We start from the raw sequence: 21,002 nt of genomic DNA on the forward strand, positions 1-21,002 counted from the left end.
CTGCTCAGATCCCGAACGCGGCCGGATAGCCGACGAGGCCCCGCGGCGCCGGGCGCGCCGGGTCGAGGGCGAGAGTCAGGAACGCCTCGGCGGGCACGTCGAAGGGGGCGAGCACCCCGGCGCCGGCCGCTGGGGTGAAGCCGAAGCGCGGGTAGTACGCGGCGTGCCCGAGCACGACGACGAGGTTCTCCCCGCTCTGCTCCGCCCGCCGGGTCGCCGCGGCGAGCACCGCCCGGATCGCGGCGCTCCCGGCACCCTGCCGCTGGTGCGCGGGCACCACGGCGCAGGGCGCGAGGGCGAGCGCCGGGTCGCCGCCCACGGTGCAGCGGGTGAGCAGGGCCTGCGCGACGACGGACCCGTCCTCGCCGGTGGCGACGAGCGACAGCCCGGGGATCCAGGCGGCGTCGTCGGCCCGCAGCGCGTCCACGAGGTCCGCCTCCTCCGCGGTGGGGAAGGCGGCGAGGAGCACCTCCCGGATCGCCGCGGCGTCACGGGGATCGGCAGGGTCCTCGGGGCGCGTGGTCCAGGTGCTCATGCGCTCACGCTACCGGCGCGCGCCCCGATCGCGACGCGGGGGTGAAGCCTCGGCGACACCTGCTCGAACACCTGTCGACGCCTCCTCGTCTCCCCTCGCCGCGCCCCGGGGGCGCCCCTAGTGTCGGGGGCATGGAGACCGAGCTCGAGCCCACGCCCCCCGGCCTCACCCGCGACGCCGGCTGGCAGCTCGGGGTGCGCCGCACCGTCCCCGCGCACGTCGACGAGGTGTGGCGGCGGCTGCTCTCCGAGTGGCTCCCCGCCTGGCTGGGCGTCGACTCCGTCCCGCAGATGGTCGGAGCCCCGCTGCGCAGCGGCGGTTCGCTGCACGGGCGGATCGTCGGCTGCCACGTGGGTCGACGGGTGCGGGTGCGCTGGACGCCGCGCACCCTCGACCACGAGACCGTCTTCCAGGTGACGCTGCAGGAGGCCGGCGAGGGCACCGTGCTCGCCGTCCACCAGGAGCGGCTGCTGGGCGCGGCGGAGCGGCAGGCGCTGCTCGAGCACTGGACGACGCTGCTCGACGCGCTCGTGGTGCAGCTGCGCGCCGAGCGCGGGACGAGCCAGGACCTGCGCGGCTAGCCCTCCGCGCTCATCCCTCCGCGGCCGGGGCGTGCGTGAGCGCCCCCTCTCCGTCGGCGATCTCGGCGTGCTCGCGCAGCGACTCGATCCGGGCCACGTCCATGTCGACGCGGCCGTCGATGCCGGCGACCTTCCCGTCGAACCGCAGCTGCCACAGCGACCAGTCCTCCTGGTCGGGGCGGCCGGAGTCGGAGAACAGCCAGTCGGGGCGCGCATCCGTGACCGGCAGGCCGTAGTGGCGGCGCCAGTCGCTCGAGGAGTAGATGACGAGCCTCCGCCCCCATGCCTTCTCGATCGCCGCGGTGAAGGCGTCGATCTCGTGCTGGGCGTCCTCCGCCGAGGGGCGCTCCTCGCAGGCGCCGTCGAACTCGAGGTCCAGGGCGGGCGGGAGCGCGGCGTCGTCCGGCGGGGCGGCGGCGAGGAAGTCCCGTGCCTGGTCCGCGCCAGGCGAGCACAGGGTGAAGTAGTGGTACGCGCCGGGCGTCACCCCGGCGGCGCGGGCGCCCGACCAGTTCTCCGCGAAGCGCGAGTCGGTGAAGCCCGCTCCCTCGGTGGCCTTGATGTACGCGAAGCCGATCCCGTCCCCGGCGACGGCCTGCCAGTCGATCTCGCCCTGGTGCGCGGAGACGTCGACGCCGAGCACCTCGTCCTCGCCGAGCTCGAGGTCACCGGGGAGCTGCGCGAGGGCGGCGGCGTCGTGCGCGGTCGCGGGGACGGTCATGGCGGCGTCGTCGGCCGTGTAGGGGACGGGGACGCTCGCGGCCGTCTCATCGTCGCCGCCGCTCAGCGCGCCGATCACCAGCCGGGTGCATCCGCCGACGAGGACCAGGGCGACGACGACCACGATCGCCGCCGCGATCTGCCGACGCCGCCGGACCTGCTCTCGAGTGAACCGGGGCACGGGTCGACGCTACCCGAGGTCAGGGCCTCGATCGGGGACCCTGTGGGCGAGGACGGGGCGGGCTCAGCGGGCGAAGTGCTCCGCGAAGCCGCGCAGCAGCAGCGGCGCCTCGTCCGCATGCTGCTGGCCGAGGGCCCCGAACAGCTCGTCCATCTGCTCCGGGTCGAAGTAGCCGTGCTCCTGGTAGCGGGCCGCGCGCTCGAGCAGCAGCGGCACGTCCATCTCGGGGTGGAACTGGGTCGCGTACTGGCGGGTGCCGATGCGGAACATCTGCACGGGGCACGCCTCACCCGTGGCCAGCACGGTCGCGGTCGCGGGCAGGGTGTGCACGGCCTCCTTGTGGCCGACGAGCCCGGTGAACACCGGAGGCAGCCCCGCGGCGCGCACGAGCGGATCGGCGAGGCCCTCCTCGGTGAGCGTCACCTCCACGGCGGAGAGCTCCTCGCCGTAGGTGCGGTCGATCCGCGCGCCCTGGTGCGTGCCGAGCGCGCCCACGCCGTAGCAGGCGCCGAGGAACGGCAGGTCCTGCGCCATGACCTGGTCGAGCACGGAGAACAGCTTCGGCTCGGTCGCGAGCTCGAGCGCGGACTTCGTCTCGGCGGGCTCGGAGACGGTGAAGGGGCTGCCGGCGAGGATGACGCCGGAGACCTCGTCCGCGCGGAGCACGGGGGCCTCCTCCTTCTCCAGGCGCACGCGGCACAGGTCCCGCTCGTCGAGACCGGTGAAGCGGAGCACGGACTCGTGCTCGCGCTCGGCGACGTCGTCCTCGGGGCGGGTGGAGATCAGCACGAACGGTTTCACGGAAGAATGCTAGTCCCGACGGCGGCATGCACCGTCCCCGCCGCCGTCCACCCGCTGACCCTCCCGCCGCGCCGAAGGAGCCCGCCGTGCCGGAGACCACCCCTCCGCTCTTCTCCACCGTCCTCGAGAGCACCACCGCGCCGTCCCTTGGCAGGGATGCCGTGCTGGACGTCGCCGCGATCCTCCCCGGCTGGCTGGAGACCGTGCGCCACCTGCACCGGCAGTCCGGCATCCAGGCGGCGATCTGGCACGACGGCGAGCTCGTCGCCGAGGTCGCCGTGGGCCCGGCGGACGCCGAGGCCGGCATCGACCTGCTGCCCACGCACCGCCTGCGCATCGCCTCGCACTCCAAGATGATGACCACGCTCGCCGTGCTCCGGCTCGCCGAGGAGGGCACGCTGCGCCTGGACGACACGCTCGGCGCACACGTCCCCGAGCTCGCCGGCTCCCCCGTCGCCGCCGCGACCCTGCGGGACCTGCTCTCCCACGCGGCGGGACTGTCCCGGGACAGCGCCGACGCCCGCTGGTGGCGGCTCGGCCGCCCCTTCCCCGACCGGGAGCAGCTGCTCGCCATCGCCCGCACCGAGCCGCTCGCGGCGCCCGCCGGCACGCACCTGCAGTACTCGAACATCGGCTACGGGCTCGTGGGGCTCATCATCGAGTCCGTGACCGGGGAGGACTTCGCCGCGGCCGTCACCCGCCTCGTGATCGACCCGCTCGGCGTCGAGGGCATCGGCCCCGACCTCCCCGCGGACGCCCCCGGCCCCGAGACGCCCCACGGCTTCGCGCCCGGGCACACCTCGCTGCTCCACGGGCCGCGACGGATCGTCGAGCAGGTCCCCACCGGCGCGCTCGCCGCCGCGACCGGTTTCTGGGCGACGGCCGGCGCGATCGCGACCGTCGCCGGCCGCGCCCTCACCACCGACGCGCTGCTGGGGGAGGACGCCCGGCGCGCCATGCGGCGACGCGTGTGGACCGTCGCCGAGGGGCGCCACTACGCGCTGGGCCTGCAGCAGGGACGCCTGCACGGCTTCGAGGCCGTCGGCCACTCCGGCGGGTTCCCCACCGGCCTGTCCCGCACCTGGGCAGTGCCCTCGGAGCGCCTCGCCGTCTCCGTGATCGGCACCGCCGTGGACGCACCCACCTCGGAGATCGCGGCCGGGCTGCTGGGGCTGCTCGCCCTCGCCGCGGGCCGGCCCGCCCCGCAGGCCGACGCCGCCGAGGCTCCCGGTGCGCAGGGCGGCGGCGGCTCCGGCCGGACGCGCCCGCTCCCGCTCGCCGAGCAGGAGGGTGTCGGGTCCCTCACCGCCGGGGAGGTCGCCGAGCTCGCGGCCGGGACCTACGACTCGCTGTGGGGCCGCACCCGGGTGGCGCGCCTGGGCGGGCGGCTCTTCGCGCTCGACGACGCGGCCTTCGACCCCGCCGCAGGCGCCCTCGAGCTCGCGACCGCGGGCGGCGCGGAGGACCCGTACGAGCCCGGTGCGCGCACGATCGCGCTGCGCACCTGGGGCGATCCGGGCTACGGCACCTGGGCGGAGCCGATCCTCGTGCGGCTCGGGCAGGAGACCGGGGATCGCGGCGTCGGCGGCCTCCGCTGCCGCGGCCTGATCCGCAGCGGCCAGCTGCAGACCCCGAGCGCCGAGTTCACGATGCCGGAGCGCGTCACCCGGCCCGTGGCGGAGCAGGGGTCACCTGGGGAGGGACGCCGATGAGCCCGTCCGAGCTGCTCGTGCTGGGCAGGCCGCTGCCGCCGCTGCTCGCCGAGAACACGCACAGCGGGGTCGCCGCCTGGCGTGAGGCCCTGCCCACCCTCGTGCCCGCCGTGCTCGAGGAGTGGTCGCTGAGCGCCGGGGTCCCGTACGCCCCCGGCGGCTCCGCCTCCTGGGTGGCGCCCGTGCGGGACGTCGAGGGCCGTCGGCTCACGCTCAAGGTGACCATGTCCCATGACGAGGCCCGGGACGAGGCCGCCGGGATGGCCGCCTGGCAGGGGCACGGCGCCGCGACGGTGCTGCGCAGCGAGCAGCGGGGATCGACGACGCTGCTGCTCATGGAGGAGGTGCGCCCGGGAACCCCGCTCGCGGAGCTGCCCGACCCCGAGGTGCAGGACGAGGTGTTCGCCGCACTCGTCACGCGGCTCCATGTCCCTGCGCCGACGGGCGGCCCGTTCCGCCCCCTCGCGGACATGTGCGAGTGGTGGGCGGACGAGGCGCAGGAGCGCCTGGACCGCATGGCCGGCCTGCTCCCCGCGCACCTGGCGGCCCACGGGCTCCGTCTCTTCCGCGAGCTGCCCCGGCAGTGGGACGGCACGCCGGTGCTGCTCGCGACCGACCTCCATCCCCACAACATCCTGCGGCGCGAGCGCGGTGGGACGGGCGAGGACGGCGACTGGGTGCTCATCGATCCCAAGCCCTACGTGGGCGATCCGCACTACGACCTGCTCCAGTACCTGCTCAATCACGAGCAGCGTCTGCTCAGGGACCCCTCGGGACTGGTGAGGGACCTGGCGCAGAGGACGGGTCTGGACCCGCACCGGGCCCGGGACTGGGCGTTCGCCCGCTGTGTGCAGGAGGCCGGCGAGATGGACTCGGCCGCGGAGATCGCCCTGCGCCTCGCGGAGGAGGGGGCGGGCTGAGCTCGACCTCCTGTGCGGGCGCCGTGAACCGCGTGGGCGTGGTGGTGCGTCGGGTGAGGCTCGTGCTCGTCCACGTGACCTGGTGCCCGGCGTCGACGTCCACGACTCCGCGCTCGTCGGATGCACGCTCGACCGACACCGCATCCTCCTCCTTCCGCTGGCAGCGTGCGCACAGCCCCTCCCCGTTGGCGAGGGTGGTCGGGCCACCGGCGGCGACAGGGAGGATGTGGTCGTACTGCCGCACGGGGGCGTCGCAGAACGGGGCCCGGCAGGTCGTGTCCCGCCAGTGGAGGAACCGCCGCATCGATCGCGGGAACAGCCGCGCCCGGGACTCGCCCGCCACCAGCTCCCCCGTCACCGGATGGGTGAACAGCCGCCGGAGCAGGGCGCCGCGCTCGGTCCCTTCGGCGAGCGCCTTCCGCAGGGGTCCCCGGAGAGCGTCGGCGGGGACCGCCCCGTAGCCCTCGATGTGCGCGGCCTCCCCGTGGTCCGCCTCGAGCAGCGCCCGCTCGGTGATGATCACGCCGACGTCCAGCACCACGGGATCCATGGCGTCCTCACGGCCCAGCAGGGTGGAGACCAGGGACTGCGCCATGATCCGGCCGTGACCGCGGCGGTCTCCCTGAGCGCGCAGACCCTCCGCCTCGAGGGAGAGGCGCTTGCGGATCGCAGCGGCCTCGAGACCGGGCAGCCGGGCGGAGAGGGTCGCCATCCCGTGCTCGCCCGGCGTGACGCGCACGTGCTGCTCGTCGAGCGCGCGGGCGTGCCGCCGGCCCGCGGCGAGCGGCTCGATCTGCTCCACGAGCGTGGAGATCTCGCGCCGCCAGCGGCGATGCCCGGCCCCGTCGAGGTAGGGCGCACGCTCGGCGAGGGCCGCGTCGAGGTCGCGCCGCCGCTCGGGCTCCAGCACCCGGGCCACGGTCGCGGCGTCCCCGGCCACGCGGGCGGTGACGGCGCCGGAGCCGAGGGCGTGGAGCATCTGCGGCATGTCCTCGACCAGGCGGCGGGCCGCGGCGAGCGACAGCGCGGCCTGCGCCGGGGAGCTGCGCAGGATCATCGAGGCGTCGCGCACGGCCGCCCGCTCCGCCCCCGCGGCGACCGACTCGAGGTCCGGGCTCCCCTCCTGGTCCTGCGCCGCGCGCTCCCGGGCCTCCGCGAGCCGCTCACGCCGCAGGGCGTCCGCATGGAGCACGCGGGCGCGCACGTCGAGCGCGTCGAGCCGGGCGCGGACCTGCGCGGAGGCCCCGAGCAGCTGCGCCGCCTCCGCGGAGGCCATCCCCGCGGCGACGTCGGGCAGCCGGGACCCCAGGGTGTGGGCGAGGTCCACGAGGACCTCGGTCACGGGCTGCACGGGAGTGGTCATGCCCCCATCCCACGCCCGGCGGGGCGGGGAGGAGAGCACGCCCCCGGAACTGTGGACCAGGAGGCGATGGGGAGGAACGATCGCGCCGCCCGAGCCCGCCCTCAGGCGCCGAGGAGCGCCCGCAGCTCCGGGCCGACCCCCTCGACCTCCACCTCGACGGCGGGGCGCACGACGGTCGCGGGTGTGACGACGAAGCGCTGCTGGGTGAGGGCGCGGCCGCCCTCCGCCGTCACCTGGGTGCCGTTGTCGACGTACCCGCACGCGCGCGAGACGCCGAAGGAGCGGTCGTTGCCGAGCACCGCGGAGGACTCCGCGCGCACCGCGCCCAGGTGGTCGAAGGCGAGCACGAGCATCGCCTGCCGCATGAGCTTGCCGTAGCCCCTCCCGTGCTGGTCGAGGGTGAGCCACGAGCCGGAGCTCACGGTGCGGCGCACGGCGAAGTCCGTCGCCGCGAGATCCTGGCAGCCGATCATCTCGTCACCGGCCCACACGCCGAGCGGCAGCGACCAGTCCTCGGCGCGCAGCTGGGCGCGCAGCCGCCACTGGAAGCGCACGGCCTCGCGCACCCGGGTCTCCGGGTCCACCGCGTACCAGGGGAAGACCTGGTCGGACTGGGGGTCCTCGAAGATCGGCCGACGCAGCAGGGCCGTGTACTCCTCGAGGTCCGCGTCACGCAGCACCCGCAGCGTGAGGTCACCGGCGCGCACGGTGAGCGCGAAGGGCGGATGGAGGAGGGCGAGGGCGTCGGGCTGCGTCATCGCGCCAGGTTACGGACCTCGGCCCCCGGGCGGCGAGCGGATTCCGGTCCCGGCTACGGTGCCGTCATGAGCTCCTCCCCCGCATCCCCCGAGTCCCCTGTTCTCCTCACGGGCTTCGCGCCCTTCGACGGGGCCGCGAGCAACCCCTCCTGGGATGCCGTGCAGGAGGCGGCCGCGCAGCTGCGCGGGCGCGGCGTCGCGGTCGAGGCGCGGGAGCTGCCGGTGGTCTTCGACCGTGCGGGGGACCTGCTCGCCGCCGCGATCGAGGAGCTCGCGCCGCAGCTCGTCATCGCCGTCGGGCTCGCCGACGGTCGCGCGGCGATCACCCCCGAGCGGGTCGCGATCAACGTGCGTGACGCGCGCATCGCCGACGAGTCCGGGGCCGCGCCGGTGGACGAGCCGGTCGTCGCGGGCGGGCCCGTCGGCCGCTTCTCGACGCTGCCGATCAAGGCGATGGTCGCCGCGGCCGCCGCGACCGGGGTCCCGGCCTCCGTCTCGCAGACCGCCGGCACCTTCGTGTGCAACGACGTCTTCTACCGGGTCCTCGAGGCGCTCGAGGGGACCGGGGTGCGGGGCGGATTCGTCCACGTCCCCGCCGCCCGCGTGGTCCCCGTGCCGCTGGCCGCGAGGGCGCTCGTCGCGATGGTCGAGACCGCGCTGTCCACGACGGTGGATCTCGACCGCAGCGGTGGCGCCGTCCACTGAGGAGGGGTCGTCGAGGGGTGATCGTCCACACCCGCACCAGTTGTCCACAGTCTTCTCCACAGTGGTGGACGAATGACAGACCTGTAGTTCCGCAGGTGCGGAGGGTGGGGACGACGACGGCCGGGCGTGTCGCGATCGGGACGGTGCGTTCTCCGTCCACAACCCCGACGGGGAGCGGCTTGACAGGGCGCAGAACACGGTCCTGGCAGGTCACGGGCTCATTCCAGGCACAAACCCTGAAGTGCGGCTTGATGGTCCGAGGGGCGCCGAGGCAGGCGGGATCACATCGGTGACGCTGTGGAGGAACGGATCGGAGGCGGTGAGGGCGACCCGAGGGGCCGTTCGTCCCCACCGTCCATCCACAACGGAGGCCCGTTCGTCCACACTCTCAGCCGGTCATCCCCCGACCTCGCGCAGTTGTCCACAATCGTGTCCACACTCTGGGGATAGTCACACCGTTGTGATTCCCCAGGTGGCCGGGAGAGGGCCTGCGCTCAGGCGATCGCGCTGACCATCGCGACGCGCACGATGACGAGCAGCACGCACACGAGCACGCCCGCACCGATCACGGCGGCGTGCACGAAGGCGGAGCGCCGCGCGATCGAGGCGCGGTCCGCGACGGGGCTGAGCTTGGGCCGCAGGGCGAACATCGCCGCGGTGAGCGCACCGCCCATGACGAGGCCGCCCAGGTGCCCCTGCCACGAGATCCCGGGGTTGAGGAAAGTGACGGCGAGGTTCAGACCGATCAGCACGAGGATCTGCGCGACCTGCCCGCCGAGCTTGCGGTTCACCACGAACATGGCCGCGAACAGGCCGAACACGCCGCCGCTCGCCCCCACGGTGCCGCTGTACCAGGACTGCGAGAGCGGGTCCGTCAGCATGAGCACGGCCGTGTGGCCCGCGAGGATCGAGACGAGGTAGACCGCGGTGAAGCGGGCGCGGCCCATGGTGCGCTCGAGGTACTGACCGCACACGTAGAGCGCCCACATGTTCAGGGCGAGGTGCAGGATCCCGCCGTGGAGGAAGCCGGAGGTGAGGAAGGTCCACGGCATGGCGATCGCGCGGAACGGGGCGAACATGGCCCACTGCTCGACGAGCCCGCCGGAGAGCGCCTGGCCGGCGTAGGCGAGCACGCACAGCGTCATGATCGTGTAGGTGACGATCGGGGTCTGCGGGCCCATCCGGCCGCCGAGGGCGTTGCGCGGGCGGGTCTGCGCCTGCTGGCGCTCCACGTCGCGGGCGCAGTCCACGCACAGCACGCCCACGGAGGTGGGCCGCTGGCAGTCGGGGCAGGCGGGACGGTCGCACCGCTTGCACCGCACGTAGCTCACCCGGTCGGGGTGACGGGGGCAGACGGGCTGGTCCTGCGGCTGCGAGGCATCGTCGGCGCTGTAGCCGTAGGTCGGTCGCTCCATGGGGTCATTCTCCACGAGCGGCCTGGACGCGGAGTGGGCCTCAGCCGCCGACGGCGGGGAAGCGCTCGTGGAGCCGCGTGAAGCGCGCGCGCTGCGGGGCGCTGAGCGGCGTGAGCTCCTCGATCTCGAGCCGCCGCCGGGCGCCGCTGCCCGCCCGCCTCCAGGTCCCCACGATCTCACCGCGCCGGATCGCCGGCCGACGGAACACCCCGTTGCCGCCGGGCACGAGCGCCTCCACGCGCGCCTCGTCCCCGAGGACACCGCGGTCCTGGTAGCCCAGCACGAGCTCGTCGAAGCCGGGCAGCAGCAGCTCGGCCATCGCCTCCTTCTCCCGCTCGGCGTACTCCTCGACGAGGCCGGGGCGGAACCAGCGCCGCTCCCCGTCCCCGCCGCGCGCGTCCTCGGCGCGGGCGTGGAGGCGGCCGTCGCAGTCCGCGTAGCCGCTCTCGAGCTCGCGCGTGGCCTCGGGCCAGGCCGCGCGGATCTCGCCGAGGGTGAGCTTGCTCCACCACGCGAGGTCCCGCTCGGTCACGGGGCCGCGGCTCGTGACGTACCGGCGGGCGAGCTCGGCGACCGCGGCGACCCGGTCCCCGCCGAAGGCGCCCTCGAGGTCGCTGCCCGCGGGCAGCCAGCTGCGCGCGAGGACGACGGCGGTGTCCCCGTCCCGCCAGGGCCCGTAGGCGGCGACGCCGAGCGCGACGAGGTGGGAGAGCAGGTGGTAGCCGCGGCCCTTGGCCGGCTCCAGCCCCGCCGCCTCCCATACCGCGAGGAGCTCCGTGCGGGGCACGCCGCGGCCCGTCCCGGGGTCGGAGCGCGGCCCCGCGACCTCCTCGAGCACCGCCCGGGCGCGGTCCACCTGCTCCTGGTCGAGCCCGAGCGCGGGGCGCCGCGCGACCTGGGCGCGCAGGGGCCCCGCGGCACACAGCTCCGTGATCCAGGCGAGGGAGTCCGCGGCGACCACGAAGACGGTGCCGCGCATCGGGTAGCCGCGCACGATCTCGCCGCTGTCGAAGGCATCGAGCACCTGCCGCACGGCGGCCGTCCCGGTCCGGGCGCGCGGCTCGCGGCTGCGCAGGGCGAGGGAGGAGACGGCGCCGGGGAGGTCCTGCCCCTGGTGGGCGGCGAAGGAGCGCGCGACCTCGACGGGGGTGGGCGGGGCGCCGTCGGGGGCGAGGAGCCCCTGGGCGAGCAGGCGGGCTCCGACGAGGTGGCGCGGGGTCATGCCCGGAGGCTACCCGCGGCGGCTCGCGCGCGCCCCGTCACAGGGCGGATCCATCGAAGGATTGATCCGCTCCGACCTGCACGTTCCTAGCCTCGAGGGGTCGCTTCACCGCTCGCTCGCCCCGGAGGTCCCCTCGTGTCCCGTCTGCTCACCGGCCGCCGCTCCGCCCCCGTGGTGGTCGGCCTGTTCCTGCTGCTCGCCCTCGCGGCGATCGGTCTGCTCAAGGGCACCGGCCCGGTCGCGGGCATGGACGCCGTCCCCGACTCCTTCGAGTCCTCCCGCGCGGCGGCGCTCGTCGCCGAGGCGGATGCCGACGGCCGCGACCAGCTGCTCGTGGTCCTCTCGCGGGCCGACGGCGGCGAGCTCACCGCCGAGGACGCCGCGGACGTCGAGACCCTCCGGGCCGCCCTCGCCGAGCAGACCGGCGCCGAGGCCCTCGGCCCGATGCCGTCGGAGGACGGGAAGGCGGATCTCCTCGTCGCCTCGATCCCCTCGGACGCGTCGACGGACACCGCCGATGATCGGGTGGAGGCGCTGCGCGCCCTCGCCGGCTCCACGGTCCCGGAGTCCCTGCGCGTCGAGATCACGGGCGGCCCGGCCGTCGCGGCCGATGTGCGCGGCGCCTTCGCCGGGGCGGACCTCACGCTGCTGGCCGTGACCATCGCGGTGGTCGCCGTGCTGCTCCTGCTCACCTACCGCTCCCCCGTGCTGTGGATCCTGCCGCTCGCGGTGGTGGGTCTCGCGGAGCGCGTCACCATGGGCCTGCTCGACGTGCTCGGTGAGCGCGCCTCCCTCGCCTTCGACGCGGGCGTGGTGAGCGTGCTCGTGTTCGGCGCGGGCGCGAACTACGCGCTGCTGCTCATCTCCCGCTACCGCGAGGAGCTGCACCGGCACGAGGACCACCGGGAGGCCCTCGCGGCCGCCTGGCGCGGCACCGTGCCCGCGATCCTCGCCTCGAACGCGACGGTCGTCATCGCCCTGCTGAGCCTGCTGCTCGCCGTCATGCCCGCCGCTCGCGGCATCGGCATCGCCGCCGCCTGCGGCCTGGTCATCTCCCTGATCGCGGTGCTGTTCCCGCTCACGGCGCTGCTCGCCGTGGCCGGCCGCCGGGTGTTCTGGCCGCTCGTCCCCCGCCCCTCCGACGAGGCCCCCGACCCCGCCCCGCACGGGCTCTTCGCCCGTGTGGCCTGCGGCGTGGTGCGCCGCCCCCTGCTCAGCGTGCTCGGCAGCCTGCTCGTGCTCGGCGTGCTCGCCACGGGCCTGATCGGCATGCGGGTGGGCCTCGCGCAGGACGAGCAGTTCGCGACCGCGACCGAGGCGCAGGCCGGCTTCGACACCCTCGCCGCGCACTACGGCAACGGCCAGGGGTCCCCGCACACGGTCGTCGTGCCCGTCGCGGAGCTCGACGCGGTGACGACGGCGGCCGAGGGCTCCACGGGCGTCGTGAGCGTCTCCCCCGCCGGGACGACGCCCGAGGACAGCACGGTGCTCAGCGTCGTCGGCACGGCCTCGCCGGGCTCCGCCGCGGCGCTCACCGAGGTGCGGGAGCTGCGCGCCGCGGTGCACGGGGTCGCGCCGGACGCCCTCGTGGGCGGGCGGAGCGCCGAGGCGCTCGACGTGCGCGAGGCGTCCTTCCGGGACCTCGCCGTGGTCGCCCCGGCGATCCTGCTGGTGGTGCTCATGGTCCTCGCGCTGCTGGTCCGGGCCCTGGTCGCGCCCGTGCTGCTCATGCTCGTGAACCTCCTCGGCGCGGTGGCCTCGATCGGCCTCGGGCTGGGGGTGTGGCGCGCGCTGCTCGGCGTGGAGGCGCTCGACGTCACGGTCCCGCTGCTCGCCTTCCTGTTCCTCGTGGCGCTCGGCGTGGACTACACGATGTTCCTCGTCCACCGCGCCCGGCACGAGGCCGCCGGGCACGGCACGGCGGAGGGCATGGTGCGGGCGGTCGGCGCGACGGGCGTGGTCATCACGAGCGCGGGTGTGGTGCTCGCCGCGGTGTTCGCCGCGCTCGGCGTGCTGCCGCTCGTGGTGCTCGGTCAGCTGGGGCTGATCGTGGGGCTCGGGGTGCTGCTGGACACCCTGCTCGTGAGGACCGTGCTGGTGCCGGCCCTGTTCGCCCTCGTCGGCGATCGGATGTGGTGGCCCTCGCGGCCCTGAGCGCCGAGTGCATTCCGCACCGCCGGAGGGATCATCGCAGGCCAGGGCAGGCTTACCTTGCTTGTCTGGACCGAGTCCAGATAACTACCCTGTCCACATGAGCCTCGTCAACAGCATCCTCCCCCTCGGCGCCGCGCGTCCCGCCGGCGCCTCCTCCCCCGCCTCCACCGCGCAGGCCGACGAGCGCTCCCGGCGCGCCGGTCGTCTGAACCGGCTGCGCGCCGGGGTGCTCGGCGCGAACGACGGCATCGTCTCCGTCGCCGGCCTCGCCGTGGGCGTCGCGGGCGCCACCACGGACACCCGCTGGCTGCTCGTCGCGGGTCTCGCCTCGCTCGTCGCGGGCGCCCTGTCCATGGCGATGGGCGAGTACGTCTCGGTCTCGACCCAGCGGGACACCGAGCGCGCCCTCATCGCCCGCACCCGCCGCGACCTCGCCGCGCAGCCCGAGGTCGAGCACCGTGCCCTCGTCTCCGCGCTCGAGGACACCGGCATCCCGTCGGACTTCGTCGAACCCGTGGCCCGCTCGATGGAGCGCCACGACGCGCTCGAGGCGCACACGCGCTTCCGCCACGGCGTCGAGGACGACGCGGTCGCCTCGCCCCTCGGCGCGGCGCTCGCCTCGCTCGTCTCCTTCACCCTCGGCGGGGTGGTGCCGCTCGCGGCGATCCTGCTGACCCCGCCCGCGCTGCGCCTGCCCGCGACGCTCGCCGCGGTCGTGCTCGCGCTCGCCGCCCTCGGCGTGGTCAGCGCCCGCCTGGGCGAGGCCGACGCCCGCCGCGCGACCGTCCGCACGATCATCGGCGGCGTGCTCGCCCTGCTCGTCACCTACGGCCTGGGCGCGGCCCTCGGCGTCGCGATCGGCTGACCTGCAGCACAAAAGAACAGCGGCCCGCCCCCTTCCCCAGGGACGGGCCGCTGCAGTCTCAGTATCTCACCTCTCGACGGTGACCTTCTCGATGACGACGTCCTCGAGGGGCCGGTCGCGCATGTCGGTGCGCACGGCGCCGATCTCGTCGACGACCTTCTTCGACTCGTCGTCGGCGACGACGCCGAAGACGGTGTGCTTGCCCTGCAGGTGCGGGGTGGGGCCGACGGTGATGAAGAACTGCGAGCCGTTGGTGCCCGCGGGCTGGCCGGTGATCGCGTTGCGGCGCTTGCCGGCGTTCGCCATGGCGAGCACGTAGGGCTCGTTGAAGTTCTTCTCGGAGATCTCGTCGTCGAAGGTGTAGCCCGGGCCGCCGGTGCCGGTGCCCAGGGGGTCGCCGCCCTGGATCATGAAGCCGGAGATGATGCGGTGGAAGACGACGCCGTCGTAGAAGGGGCGCGTCACCTTCTTGCCGGACTCGGCGTCCGTGAACTCCTTGGTGCCCTCGGCGAGGCCCACGAAGTTCTCGACGGTCTTCGGCGCGTGGTCCGGGAACAGCTCGAGGCGGACGTCCCCGTGGTTGGTGTGCAGAGTTGCGAACATGCGCGCAATCCTCGCACACGGACGGCACCGGGGGCGGGGTCGACCAACGGGTCGGAATCCCCTGGGAGCCCCGTCACCCCCGCGCGTTAGAGTTGTGGCACACGGGCCGCGCCACCCCGGGAGATCCTCGGATCCCCCGGCGGATCGCGGCCCAGGGACCACCGTCGGCCCGACCCGGCGGATACACCGAAAGGGGAACGACCATGGCGCTGACCACCAAGCGTGAGGCCAAGAAGGCCGAGAAGCACGCCCAGAAGGCCGCCGATGCCGTGTCCGGCACCGGCCAGAAGGCGGAGCAGGCCGTCCAGGAGCTGCAGAAGCTGGCCGCGCAGGCCGGCCCCGTCGCCTCCGAGGCGGCCCGCGAGGCGCGCGCCCGCGCGACCGAGCTCTACGGGCAGTACGCCCCCGCCGTCGAGGAGCGCCTCCGCGCCCAGGGCGACAAGCTCTCCCAGAACCTCGGGCCCCGTGCGGACAAGATCGTCCAGGACGTGCAGGAGGACTACCTCCCCCGTGCGCGCCGGACCGCCGAGACCACCGGCACCGTGCTCAAGGCCGCCGTGGACGCGGCCCGCAAGGAGCTCACCACCGGCCAGGACGACATCAAGGCCGCCGCCCTCACCGCCCCGGCCCCCGTGAAGAAGAACCGCGCGGGCAAGGTGCTGCTCGTGCTGGGCCTGGCCGCCGCCGGCGCCGCCGCGGGCTACATCGCCTGGAAGAAGACCCGCCCCGTCGAGGACCCCTGGGCCCCGCCGGCGGACTTCGCCCGCGCGCACTACCCCGCCTCCGCCGGGGACGACTCCGACTCCTCGACCGTCTCCGACACCGTCGGCGCGGCCGACGCCGGTGACGTCGCCTCCTCGCTCAAGGGCGACTCCCACGGCGCGGACACCACGCCCAAGGAGGTCAAGGTCGAGTCCGCGGACTCCACCGAGGCCGAGGAGAAGCGCGGCAACCACCGCGGCGACGCCTGAGCGTCCCGATCGCAGCCATGAACGGCGCGGCACCCCCGTCCCCGGACGGTGAGGGCCGCGCCGTTCTGCGCACCCCGCGCCTGCGGCTCCCGCTCGTCACCGAGCAGGACCTCGAGGAGCTCTGGCGCCTGCACTCCGATCCCGCCGCCTTCCTCCACGACTCCACGGCCCCGCTCACCGCGAAGGGCCAGATGGCCTGGGTGCTGCGGCAGTGGGTGGCGCACGCCGAGGCCGGCGGCGCCGCCGGGTACCGCCGCGTGCTCCCGGCGGGCGGCGGGGACCTGCTGGGCATCGTGGGCCTCGCCCCGCTCGACTCCCCCGCCGGCCCGCTGCTGAGCGCCTACTGGCGGCTGCACCCCGCGGCGCAGGGGCAGGGTCTCGCGACCGAGGCCCTGCGCGCCGTGCTCGGCGCCCTGCGCCCCGGGGACCCCGAGGTGGTCGCGGTGACCGCCGCCCGCAACACCCCCTCCCTCGCCCTCGCCCGCCGGCTCGGCTTCCGCCCCGGCCCGCCCGGGCGCGCGGTGCCGGGCGGCCGGGCGGGGGACGTGCTGCTCGTCCTCGATCGCCCCGCGGCCCGCGGCTGACGGAGACTGGGGCCATGACGGCACTCCCTCCGGCCGGGCGCTACGCCCCCTCCCCGAGCGGCGACCTGCACCTGGGGAACCTGCGCACCGCGATCCTCGCCTGGGCCTTCGCCCGCGGGACGGGCCGCGCCTTCCGCCTGCGCGTCGAGGACCTCGACCGCGTGCGCGAGGGCGCGGAGGCCCGCCAGCTCGAGGACCTCGCCGCCGTGGGCCTGGACCATGACGGCGAGATCGTGCGGCAGTCGGAGCGCGGCGACGCCCACGCCGCGGCGATCACGGAGCTCACCGCGCGGGGTCTCGTCTACGAGTGCTACTGCACCCGCCGCGAGATCCTCGAGGCGCCGAGCGCCCCGCACGCCCCGCCCGGCGCCTACCCCGGGACCTGCCGGGACCTCACCGGGCGCGAGCGGGAGGCGGGACGGGAGCGCATGCGCGCGCTGCGCCGCGAGCCGGCCCTGCGGCTGCGCGCGGAGGTGGGCGCCTGGAGCGTGCAGGACCGCTTCGCCGGGGAGGTCAGCGGGGCCGTCGACGACCTCGTGCTGCGTCGCGGCGACGGGGTGGTCGCCTACAACCTCGCGGTGGTCGTCGATGACGCCGCGCAGGGGGTGGACCAGGTCGTCCGCGCCGACGACCTCCTCTCCTCCGCGCCGCGGCAGGCGCACCTCGCCCAGCTGCTGGGGCTGCCCGTTCCCGAGTACGCGCACGTGCCGCTCGCCGTGAGCGCCGGCGGGGAGCGCCTGGCCAAGCGGGACGGCGCGGTGACCCTCCGGGACCGCCTCGCGCGCGGCGAGAGCGCGGAGCAGGTCGTCGAGCGGATCGGGGAGTCGCTGGGCCTGCCCGGCTGCCGGAGCGCGCGCGACGTGCTCGAGCGCTGGGACCTGCGGAGCCTGCCGTCGGAGCCGTGGGTCGTGGACCTGCCCGCCTGACCTCGGACGACGCACCCCGGAGTTCGGCCCGCCACAGTGCGACCCGGGCGCTTCCCGATCTCGATACATGAATGTATCGTGGCCGCGTGCACCGAATCCCCTCCGCGCTGCGCGCATTCGTCGACCTCTTCCCCTCCGAGTGGAAGAAGCCCATCGCGGCTCTCTTCGTCACCGGGCTAGCCCTGGTGCCGCTCATCTATGCCGGGAACCTCACCTGGTCCTTCTCCGACCCCTCGGGCCGGATGGACGGGATCACCGCGGCCGTCGTCGACCTCGACGAGGGCGCGACCTCGACCTCCACGGACGGCACGACGACCCAGCTGCACGTCGGCGAGGACTTCACCGAGGAGGTGCTCGACATCGACAAGAACACCTCCTTCCGCTTCGTCGAGGTGAGCGAGGCGGAGGCGAAGCGCGGGCTCGAGGACGGCACCTACGGCGCGACCGTCGTGATCCCGGAGGACTTCTCGGCGAACGTGGCCTCGCTGGGCGGCGACGCGGAGGACGCCGCCCCCGCGCTGCTCACCGTCACCACGAACGACACGATCAACTACGTGGGCGGCAACTTCTCGAAGTCCGTGGGCGCAGCCCTCACCGACACGCTGCGCACGAGCGTGCTCGACGAGTACCTCGACAACGTCTACATCGGCTTCACCTCGATCCACGACGGCCTGGGGAACGCCGTCGACGGCTCCGGCGACCTCGAGGACGGCGCGACCCAGCTGACCGACGGCGCGGGCGACCTCACCGACGGTGCCACCGAGCTCGACGACGGCGCCACCGAGCTGCACGACGGCACCGGCCAGCTGGCCGACGGCGCCGACACCCTCGCCGACGGCACCGCGCAGCTCGCCGACGGCTCCTACGACCTCGTCGTGGGCCTCGACCAGCTCACCGCGGGCGCCGTGACCCTGCACGACGGCACCGCGACCCTCGACGCGGGCGCCCAGCAGCTCTCCGCCGGGCTCGACACCCTCGACTCGAAGAGCACCACGCTCCAGGACGGCGCCGACTCCCTCGCGAGCGGCACCTCCCAGATCGCGGACGGCGCGAGCTCCCTCGCCGACGGCGCCTCCCAGGTGGCCGACGGCACCGAGCAGCTCGACCGGACGATCACCGACGCGCGCGACAGGGCGAAGGACCTCGGCATCACCGAGGACTCCGTCGACCAGGCGAGCCAGGACCTGCAGGACGGCATCACCGCGCTCCAGCAGGCCGTCGAGGACGCCGGCACCGCGCTCGACGCCCCCGCCACGGACTCCACGACCCTCTCCGACGCCGCGACCGCCCTCGACGACACGGCGACCTCCGCCGACGACGCCGCCCAGGCCCTCGCGCAGGACACCGCGGACGGCTCCGAGGACGCGACGACGATCCGCGACGGCGCCTCGAGCATCCAGGACGAGATCGGCACCCTCACCGACGCCGCCGCGAGCGCCGCCGACGCGGCCTCGACGGCGAAGGACAGCGCCGCGACCTCCGACGACGCCGTGCAGACCTACACCGGCAGCGTCGACGACCTCGCCGCCCGGTGCGAGGACTCCGGGGCCGACGAGGCCTTCTGCTCCCAGCTCTCCGAGGTCGCGGGCACCTCCGGCGACACCCGCGATGCCTCCTCCACCGCCCTCGAGGACGCGGAGGCCGCGGACACCGCCGCCGGCGACGCCGCCTCCGCCGGCACCGACGTCTCCGACACCGCGGACTCCGTGGCCGAGGCCGCGGACCGGGTGGGCACCACGCTCGACGACCTCGCCACGACGACCTCGACCGTCGCCGACGGCACCTCGAAGGTCGCCGACGCGACCGGCTCCCTCGCCGAGGACGCCTCCTCCCTCGAGGACACCATCACGAGCGCCCGCCAGGACGCCCGCGACGCCGCCGAGGCCGCGACCGGCTCGGACGAGGACACCTCCACCGCGGACCTCGCCTCCCGGCTCGCCCAGCAGGCCAAGGACGCCGCCGCGGCGCTGCCCGACGCCTACGACACGCTCTCCCAGGGCGCGGACGACGTGGACCGCCTCAACGACGGCGCCCAGCAGGTCTCCGACGGCGCGGACCTCCTCGCCGAGTCCACCCGCACCGCGGCCGACGGCGCCGCGACCCTCTCCTCCGGGATCGGCCAGTACACCGACGGCGTCTCCACCGCGGGCGACGGCGCGGACCAGCTCGCCGCCGGCACGGGGAAGCTCGAGAGCGGCAGCGCGCAGCTCGTGAGCGGCCTGAACTCCGCGGACTCGGGCGCCCGCACCCTCGCGAACGGACTCTCCCAGGGGCAGACCGGCGCGGAGAAGCTCGCTGCGGCCGCGCACCAGGTCGACTCCGGCGCCGGCCGGCTCGAGGACGGCACGGGCCAGCTCGTGGACGGCTCCGAGAAGCTCGAGGACGGCGCCCAGCAGCTGCAGGACGGCTCCGGCGAGCTGCACGACGGCCTCGTCGACGCCCAGGACGAGGTCCCCTCGTACACCGACACGGAGCGCTCGGACCTCACCGACGCCGCCTCGGACCCGGTGCAGATGGAGTTCGTGCGCGACCACGGCCTGGACCGCTTCGGCGAGGGTCTCGCCCCGCTGTTCCTGGGCATCGGCCTCTGGGTGGGCGGCATGTCGATCTTCCTCATGATGCCGCCGTTCTCCCGTGAGGCCGCGGCCCGCGGCGCGGGCGCCCTGAAGCTGCTCGTGGGCGGCCTCGTGCCCTCCTTCGCCCTCGCGCTCGTGCAGACGGCGATCACGGTCGCGGTGCTCCACCTCGCGATCGACATCACCGCGGTGCACCTCGTGCAGTTCAGCCTCATGGCGGCACTGACGAGCATCGTCTTCGTCGGCCTGAACCACGGGTTCGGCGCCCTGTTCGGGCCGATCGGCAAGTTCGTGGCGCTCGTGCTCATCGCCCTCCAGGTGGCGGGGGCCGGAGGCACCTACCCCGTCGGCACGCTGCCGCAGTTCTTCCAGACGATCCATCCGTTCCTGCCGATGACCCACGCGGTGGACGCGTTCCGCGGCACGATCGGCGGCGGCTGGGTGGACCCGGCCGGGGACATCGCCTGGCTGTGCGGCTGGCTCGTGCTCGCGCTCGTGCTCGGGTTCCTGGGCGCGCGGAAGCTGCGCCGCGAGGTCGACGCCGACGGCGCGGGGGACCCGGAGGAGCCGGAGACCGCCGACGCGGAGCCCGCGGCCGCCTGACCGCCTCCTCGGGATGATCCGCGGGGCCTCGGGCGTTGTGCCCGGGGACCGCGGGCCCCGCCCGCACCCCACGGAACGGACGGACCGATGACCGCAGCAGCCCCCACCCCCACCACCCCCACGCCGCTGTTCGGCATCGACGTCTGGACCGATGTCGTGTGCCCCTGGTGCTACGTGGGCGAGGCGCGCCTGCTCGAGGCGATCGAGGCGGAGGGGCTCACGGGACGCGTCACGCTGCGCGCCCACTCCTTCGAGCTCGACCCCACCGCGCCCACCGGCTCCACGGAGGACAACGTCACGGGCCTCGCCCGGCGCAAGGGCATCCCCGTCCAGAAGGTGCAGGAGATGGAGGCGCAGATCGGCGACATCTCCCGCGAGGTGGGCCGCGAGTACGTCTCCCCGCGCCCCATGGGCAACACGCGCGGCGTGCACCGGGTCCTGCAGGCCGTGCAGGAGGCGCGCGGCGCGGAGGTCGCCACGGAGTTCTTCCTCGAGCTCCAGCGCGGTCACTTCACCGACACGGTGAACCCCTTCGACGAGGAGGTCGTCGTCGCCCGTGCGGTCGCCGCGGGTCTTCAGGAGGCCGACGCGCGCGCCGCCTGGGCGGGCACCACGCATGACGACGCGGTCGAGGAGGACGTGCGCGAGGCCGTCGCGATGGGCGCGCGGGGCGTGCCCTTCTTCCTCTTCGACGACCGCTACACCGCGCCCGGCGCGCTGCCCACCGAGACCTTCCGGCAGGCGCTGCGCCAGATCGCGGCGGAGGCCGAGGAGCGTGCCTCGACCGAGGGCTGACCCTCTGCGACC

Annotated in this window: 18 protein-coding genes; 11 read left to right on the top strand and 7 right to left on the bottom strand. The window is 75.0% G+C overall.

The window, feature by feature from the left end; translation table 11 throughout:
• Window positions 1-4: 4 nt before the first annotated feature.
• The gene (locus tag NLU66_RS01965; protein ID WP_259361277.1) at window positions 5-535 is read right to left on the bottom strand and encodes a GNAT family N-acetyltransferase; all 531 of its coding nucleotides are present in this window, start codon (window positions 533-535) and stop codon (window positions 5-7) included.
• A 131-nt stretch (window positions 536-666) separates the two neighbouring features.
• On the opposite strand from NLU66_RS01965, the gene NLU66_RS01970 reads away from it, so the two are divergent.
• Complete coding sequence (locus NLU66_RS01970) at window positions 667-1,116, top strand: SRPBCC family protein (protein WP_259361278.1); 450 nt, start codon at window positions 667-669, stop codon at window positions 1,114-1,116.
• 10 nt (window positions 1,117-1,126) lie between these two features.
• On the opposite strand, the gene NLU66_RS01975 is transcribed toward NLU66_RS01970, so the two are convergent.
• Together NLU66_RS01975 and NLU66_RS01980 are read right to left on the bottom strand one after the other, a co-directional pair.
• Window positions 1,127-2,017 carry a GH25 family lysozyme gene (locus NLU66_RS01975; protein ID WP_259361279.1) on the bottom strand — a complete coding sequence of 297 codons (891 nt, stop codon included), beginning with the start codon at window positions 2,015-2,017 and terminating at the stop codon, window positions 1,127-1,129.
• A gap of 63 nt (window positions 2,018-2,080) precedes the next feature.
• A complete protein-coding gene (locus NLU66_RS01980) occupies window positions 2,081-2,818 on the bottom strand; it encodes a glutamine amidotransferase (RefSeq protein WP_259361280.1) in 738 nt (245 codons plus the stop codon).
• A gap of 86 nt (window positions 2,819-2,904) precedes the next feature.
• Here NLU66_RS01980 and NLU66_RS01985 point away from each other — a divergent pair, with 86 nt between their 5' ends.
• Both NLU66_RS01985 and NLU66_RS01990 read left to right on the top strand, forming a co-directional pair.
• On the top strand, window positions 2,905-4,530 hold the full coding sequence (locus NLU66_RS01985; protein ID WP_259361281.1) for a serine hydrolase domain-containing protein: 1,626 nt from the start codon (window positions 2,905-2,907) through the stop codon (window positions 4,528-4,530).
• A complete protein-coding gene (locus tag NLU66_RS01990; protein WP_259361282.1) occupies window positions 4,527-5,450 on the top strand; it encodes an aminoglycoside phosphotransferase family protein in 924 nt (307 codons plus the stop codon). Before NLU66_RS01985 ends, NLU66_RS01990 begins: the two co-directional genes overlap by 4 nt.
• Before the next feature lie 1,464 nt (window positions 5,451-6,914).
• Here NLU66_RS01990 and NLU66_RS02000 read toward each other — a convergent pair.
• Window positions 6,915-7,571, bottom strand: coding sequence for a GNAT family N-acetyltransferase (locus NLU66_RS02000; RefSeq protein ID WP_259361283.1), 657 nt, complete (start codon window positions 7,569-7,571; stop codon window positions 6,915-6,917).
• 66 nt (window positions 7,572-7,637) lie between these two features.
• Between NLU66_RS02000 and pcp the strand changes: the two genes are divergently transcribed.
• Complete coding sequence (gene pcp, locus NLU66_RS02005; protein WP_259361284.1) at window positions 7,638-8,276, top strand: pyroglutamyl-peptidase I; 639 nt, start codon at window positions 7,638-7,640, stop codon at window positions 8,274-8,276.
• A 494-nt stretch (window positions 8,277-8,770) separates the two neighbouring features.
• On the opposite strand, the gene NLU66_RS02010 is transcribed toward pcp, so the two are convergent.
• Both NLU66_RS02010 and NLU66_RS02015 read right to left on the bottom strand, forming a co-directional pair.
• Window positions 8,771-9,691 carry a rhomboid family intramembrane serine protease gene (locus NLU66_RS02010; protein ID WP_259361285.1) on the bottom strand — a complete coding sequence of 307 codons (921 nt, stop codon included), beginning with the start codon at window positions 9,689-9,691 and terminating at the stop codon, window positions 8,771-8,773.
• A 40-nt stretch (window positions 9,692-9,731) separates the two neighbouring features.
• Window positions 9,732-10,913, bottom strand: coding sequence for a winged helix DNA-binding domain-containing protein (locus NLU66_RS02015; protein ID WP_259361286.1), 1,182 nt, complete (start codon window positions 10,911-10,913; stop codon window positions 9,732-9,734).
• A gap of 135 nt (window positions 10,914-11,048) precedes the next feature.
• On the opposite strand from NLU66_RS02015, the gene NLU66_RS02020 reads away from it, so the two are divergent.
• Together NLU66_RS02020 and NLU66_RS02025 are read left to right on the top strand one after the other, a co-directional pair.
• Window positions 11,049-13,067, top strand: a complete 2,019-nt coding sequence (locus NLU66_RS02020) for an MMPL family transporter (RefSeq protein WP_259361287.1) — start codon at window positions 11,049-11,051, stop codon at window positions 13,065-13,067.
• A gap of 97 nt (window positions 13,068-13,164) precedes the next feature.
• A complete protein-coding gene (locus NLU66_RS02025; protein ID WP_259361288.1) occupies window positions 13,165-13,932 on the top strand; it encodes a VIT1/CCC1 transporter family protein in 768 nt (255 codons plus the stop codon).
• A gap of 66 nt (window positions 13,933-13,998) precedes the next feature.
• Here the strand turns inward: NLU66_RS02025 and NLU66_RS02030 are convergent, their stop codons facing one another.
• Complete coding sequence (locus tag NLU66_RS02030) at window positions 13,999-14,535, bottom strand: peptidylprolyl isomerase (RefSeq protein ID WP_259361289.1); 537 nt, start codon at window positions 14,533-14,535, stop codon at window positions 13,999-14,001.
• 203 nt (window positions 14,536-14,738) lie between these two features.
• Here NLU66_RS02030 and NLU66_RS02035 point away from each other — a divergent pair, with 203 nt between their 5' ends.
• The 5 genes from NLU66_RS02035 to NLU66_RS02055 all read left to right on the top strand — a co-directional run bounded on the left by NLU66_RS02035 (window position 14,739) and on the right by NLU66_RS02055 (window position 20,990).
• The gene (locus NLU66_RS02035) at window positions 14,739-15,506 is read left to right on the top strand and encodes a hypothetical protein (protein WP_259361290.1); all 768 of its coding nucleotides are present in this window, start codon (window positions 14,739-14,741) and stop codon (window positions 15,504-15,506) included.
• Between the two features lie 17 nt (window positions 15,507-15,523).
• Complete coding sequence (locus tag NLU66_RS02040) at window positions 15,524-16,090, top strand: GNAT family N-acetyltransferase (protein ID WP_259361291.1); 567 nt, start codon at window positions 15,524-15,526, stop codon at window positions 16,088-16,090.
• A 14-nt stretch (window positions 16,091-16,104) separates the two neighbouring features.
• Window positions 16,105-17,016 (top strand): tRNA glutamyl-Q(34) synthetase GluQRS, encoded by a 912-nt coding sequence (gluQRS, locus tag NLU66_RS02045; RefSeq protein WP_259361292.1) that lies wholly within the window; start codon window positions 16,105-16,107, stop codon window positions 17,014-17,016.
• A gap of 86 nt (window positions 17,017-17,102) precedes the next feature.
• Window positions 17,103-20,195, top strand: a complete 3,093-nt coding sequence (locus tag NLU66_RS02050; RefSeq protein WP_259361293.1) for a YhgE/Pip domain-containing protein — start codon at window positions 17,103-17,105, stop codon at window positions 20,193-20,195.
• A gap of 87 nt (window positions 20,196-20,282) precedes the next feature.
• Window positions 20,283-20,990: a DsbA family oxidoreductase gene (locus NLU66_RS02055; RefSeq protein WP_259361294.1), complete on the top strand. Its 708-nt coding sequence runs from the start codon at window positions 20,283-20,285 to the stop codon at window positions 20,988-20,990.
• Window positions 20,991-21,002: the final 12 nt, after the last annotated feature.

Source organism: Brachybacterium sp. NBEC-018, from assembly GCF_024860185.1.
GTDB lineage: Bacteria > Actinomycetota > Actinomycetes > Actinomycetales > Dermabacteraceae > Brachybacterium > Brachybacterium rhamnosum.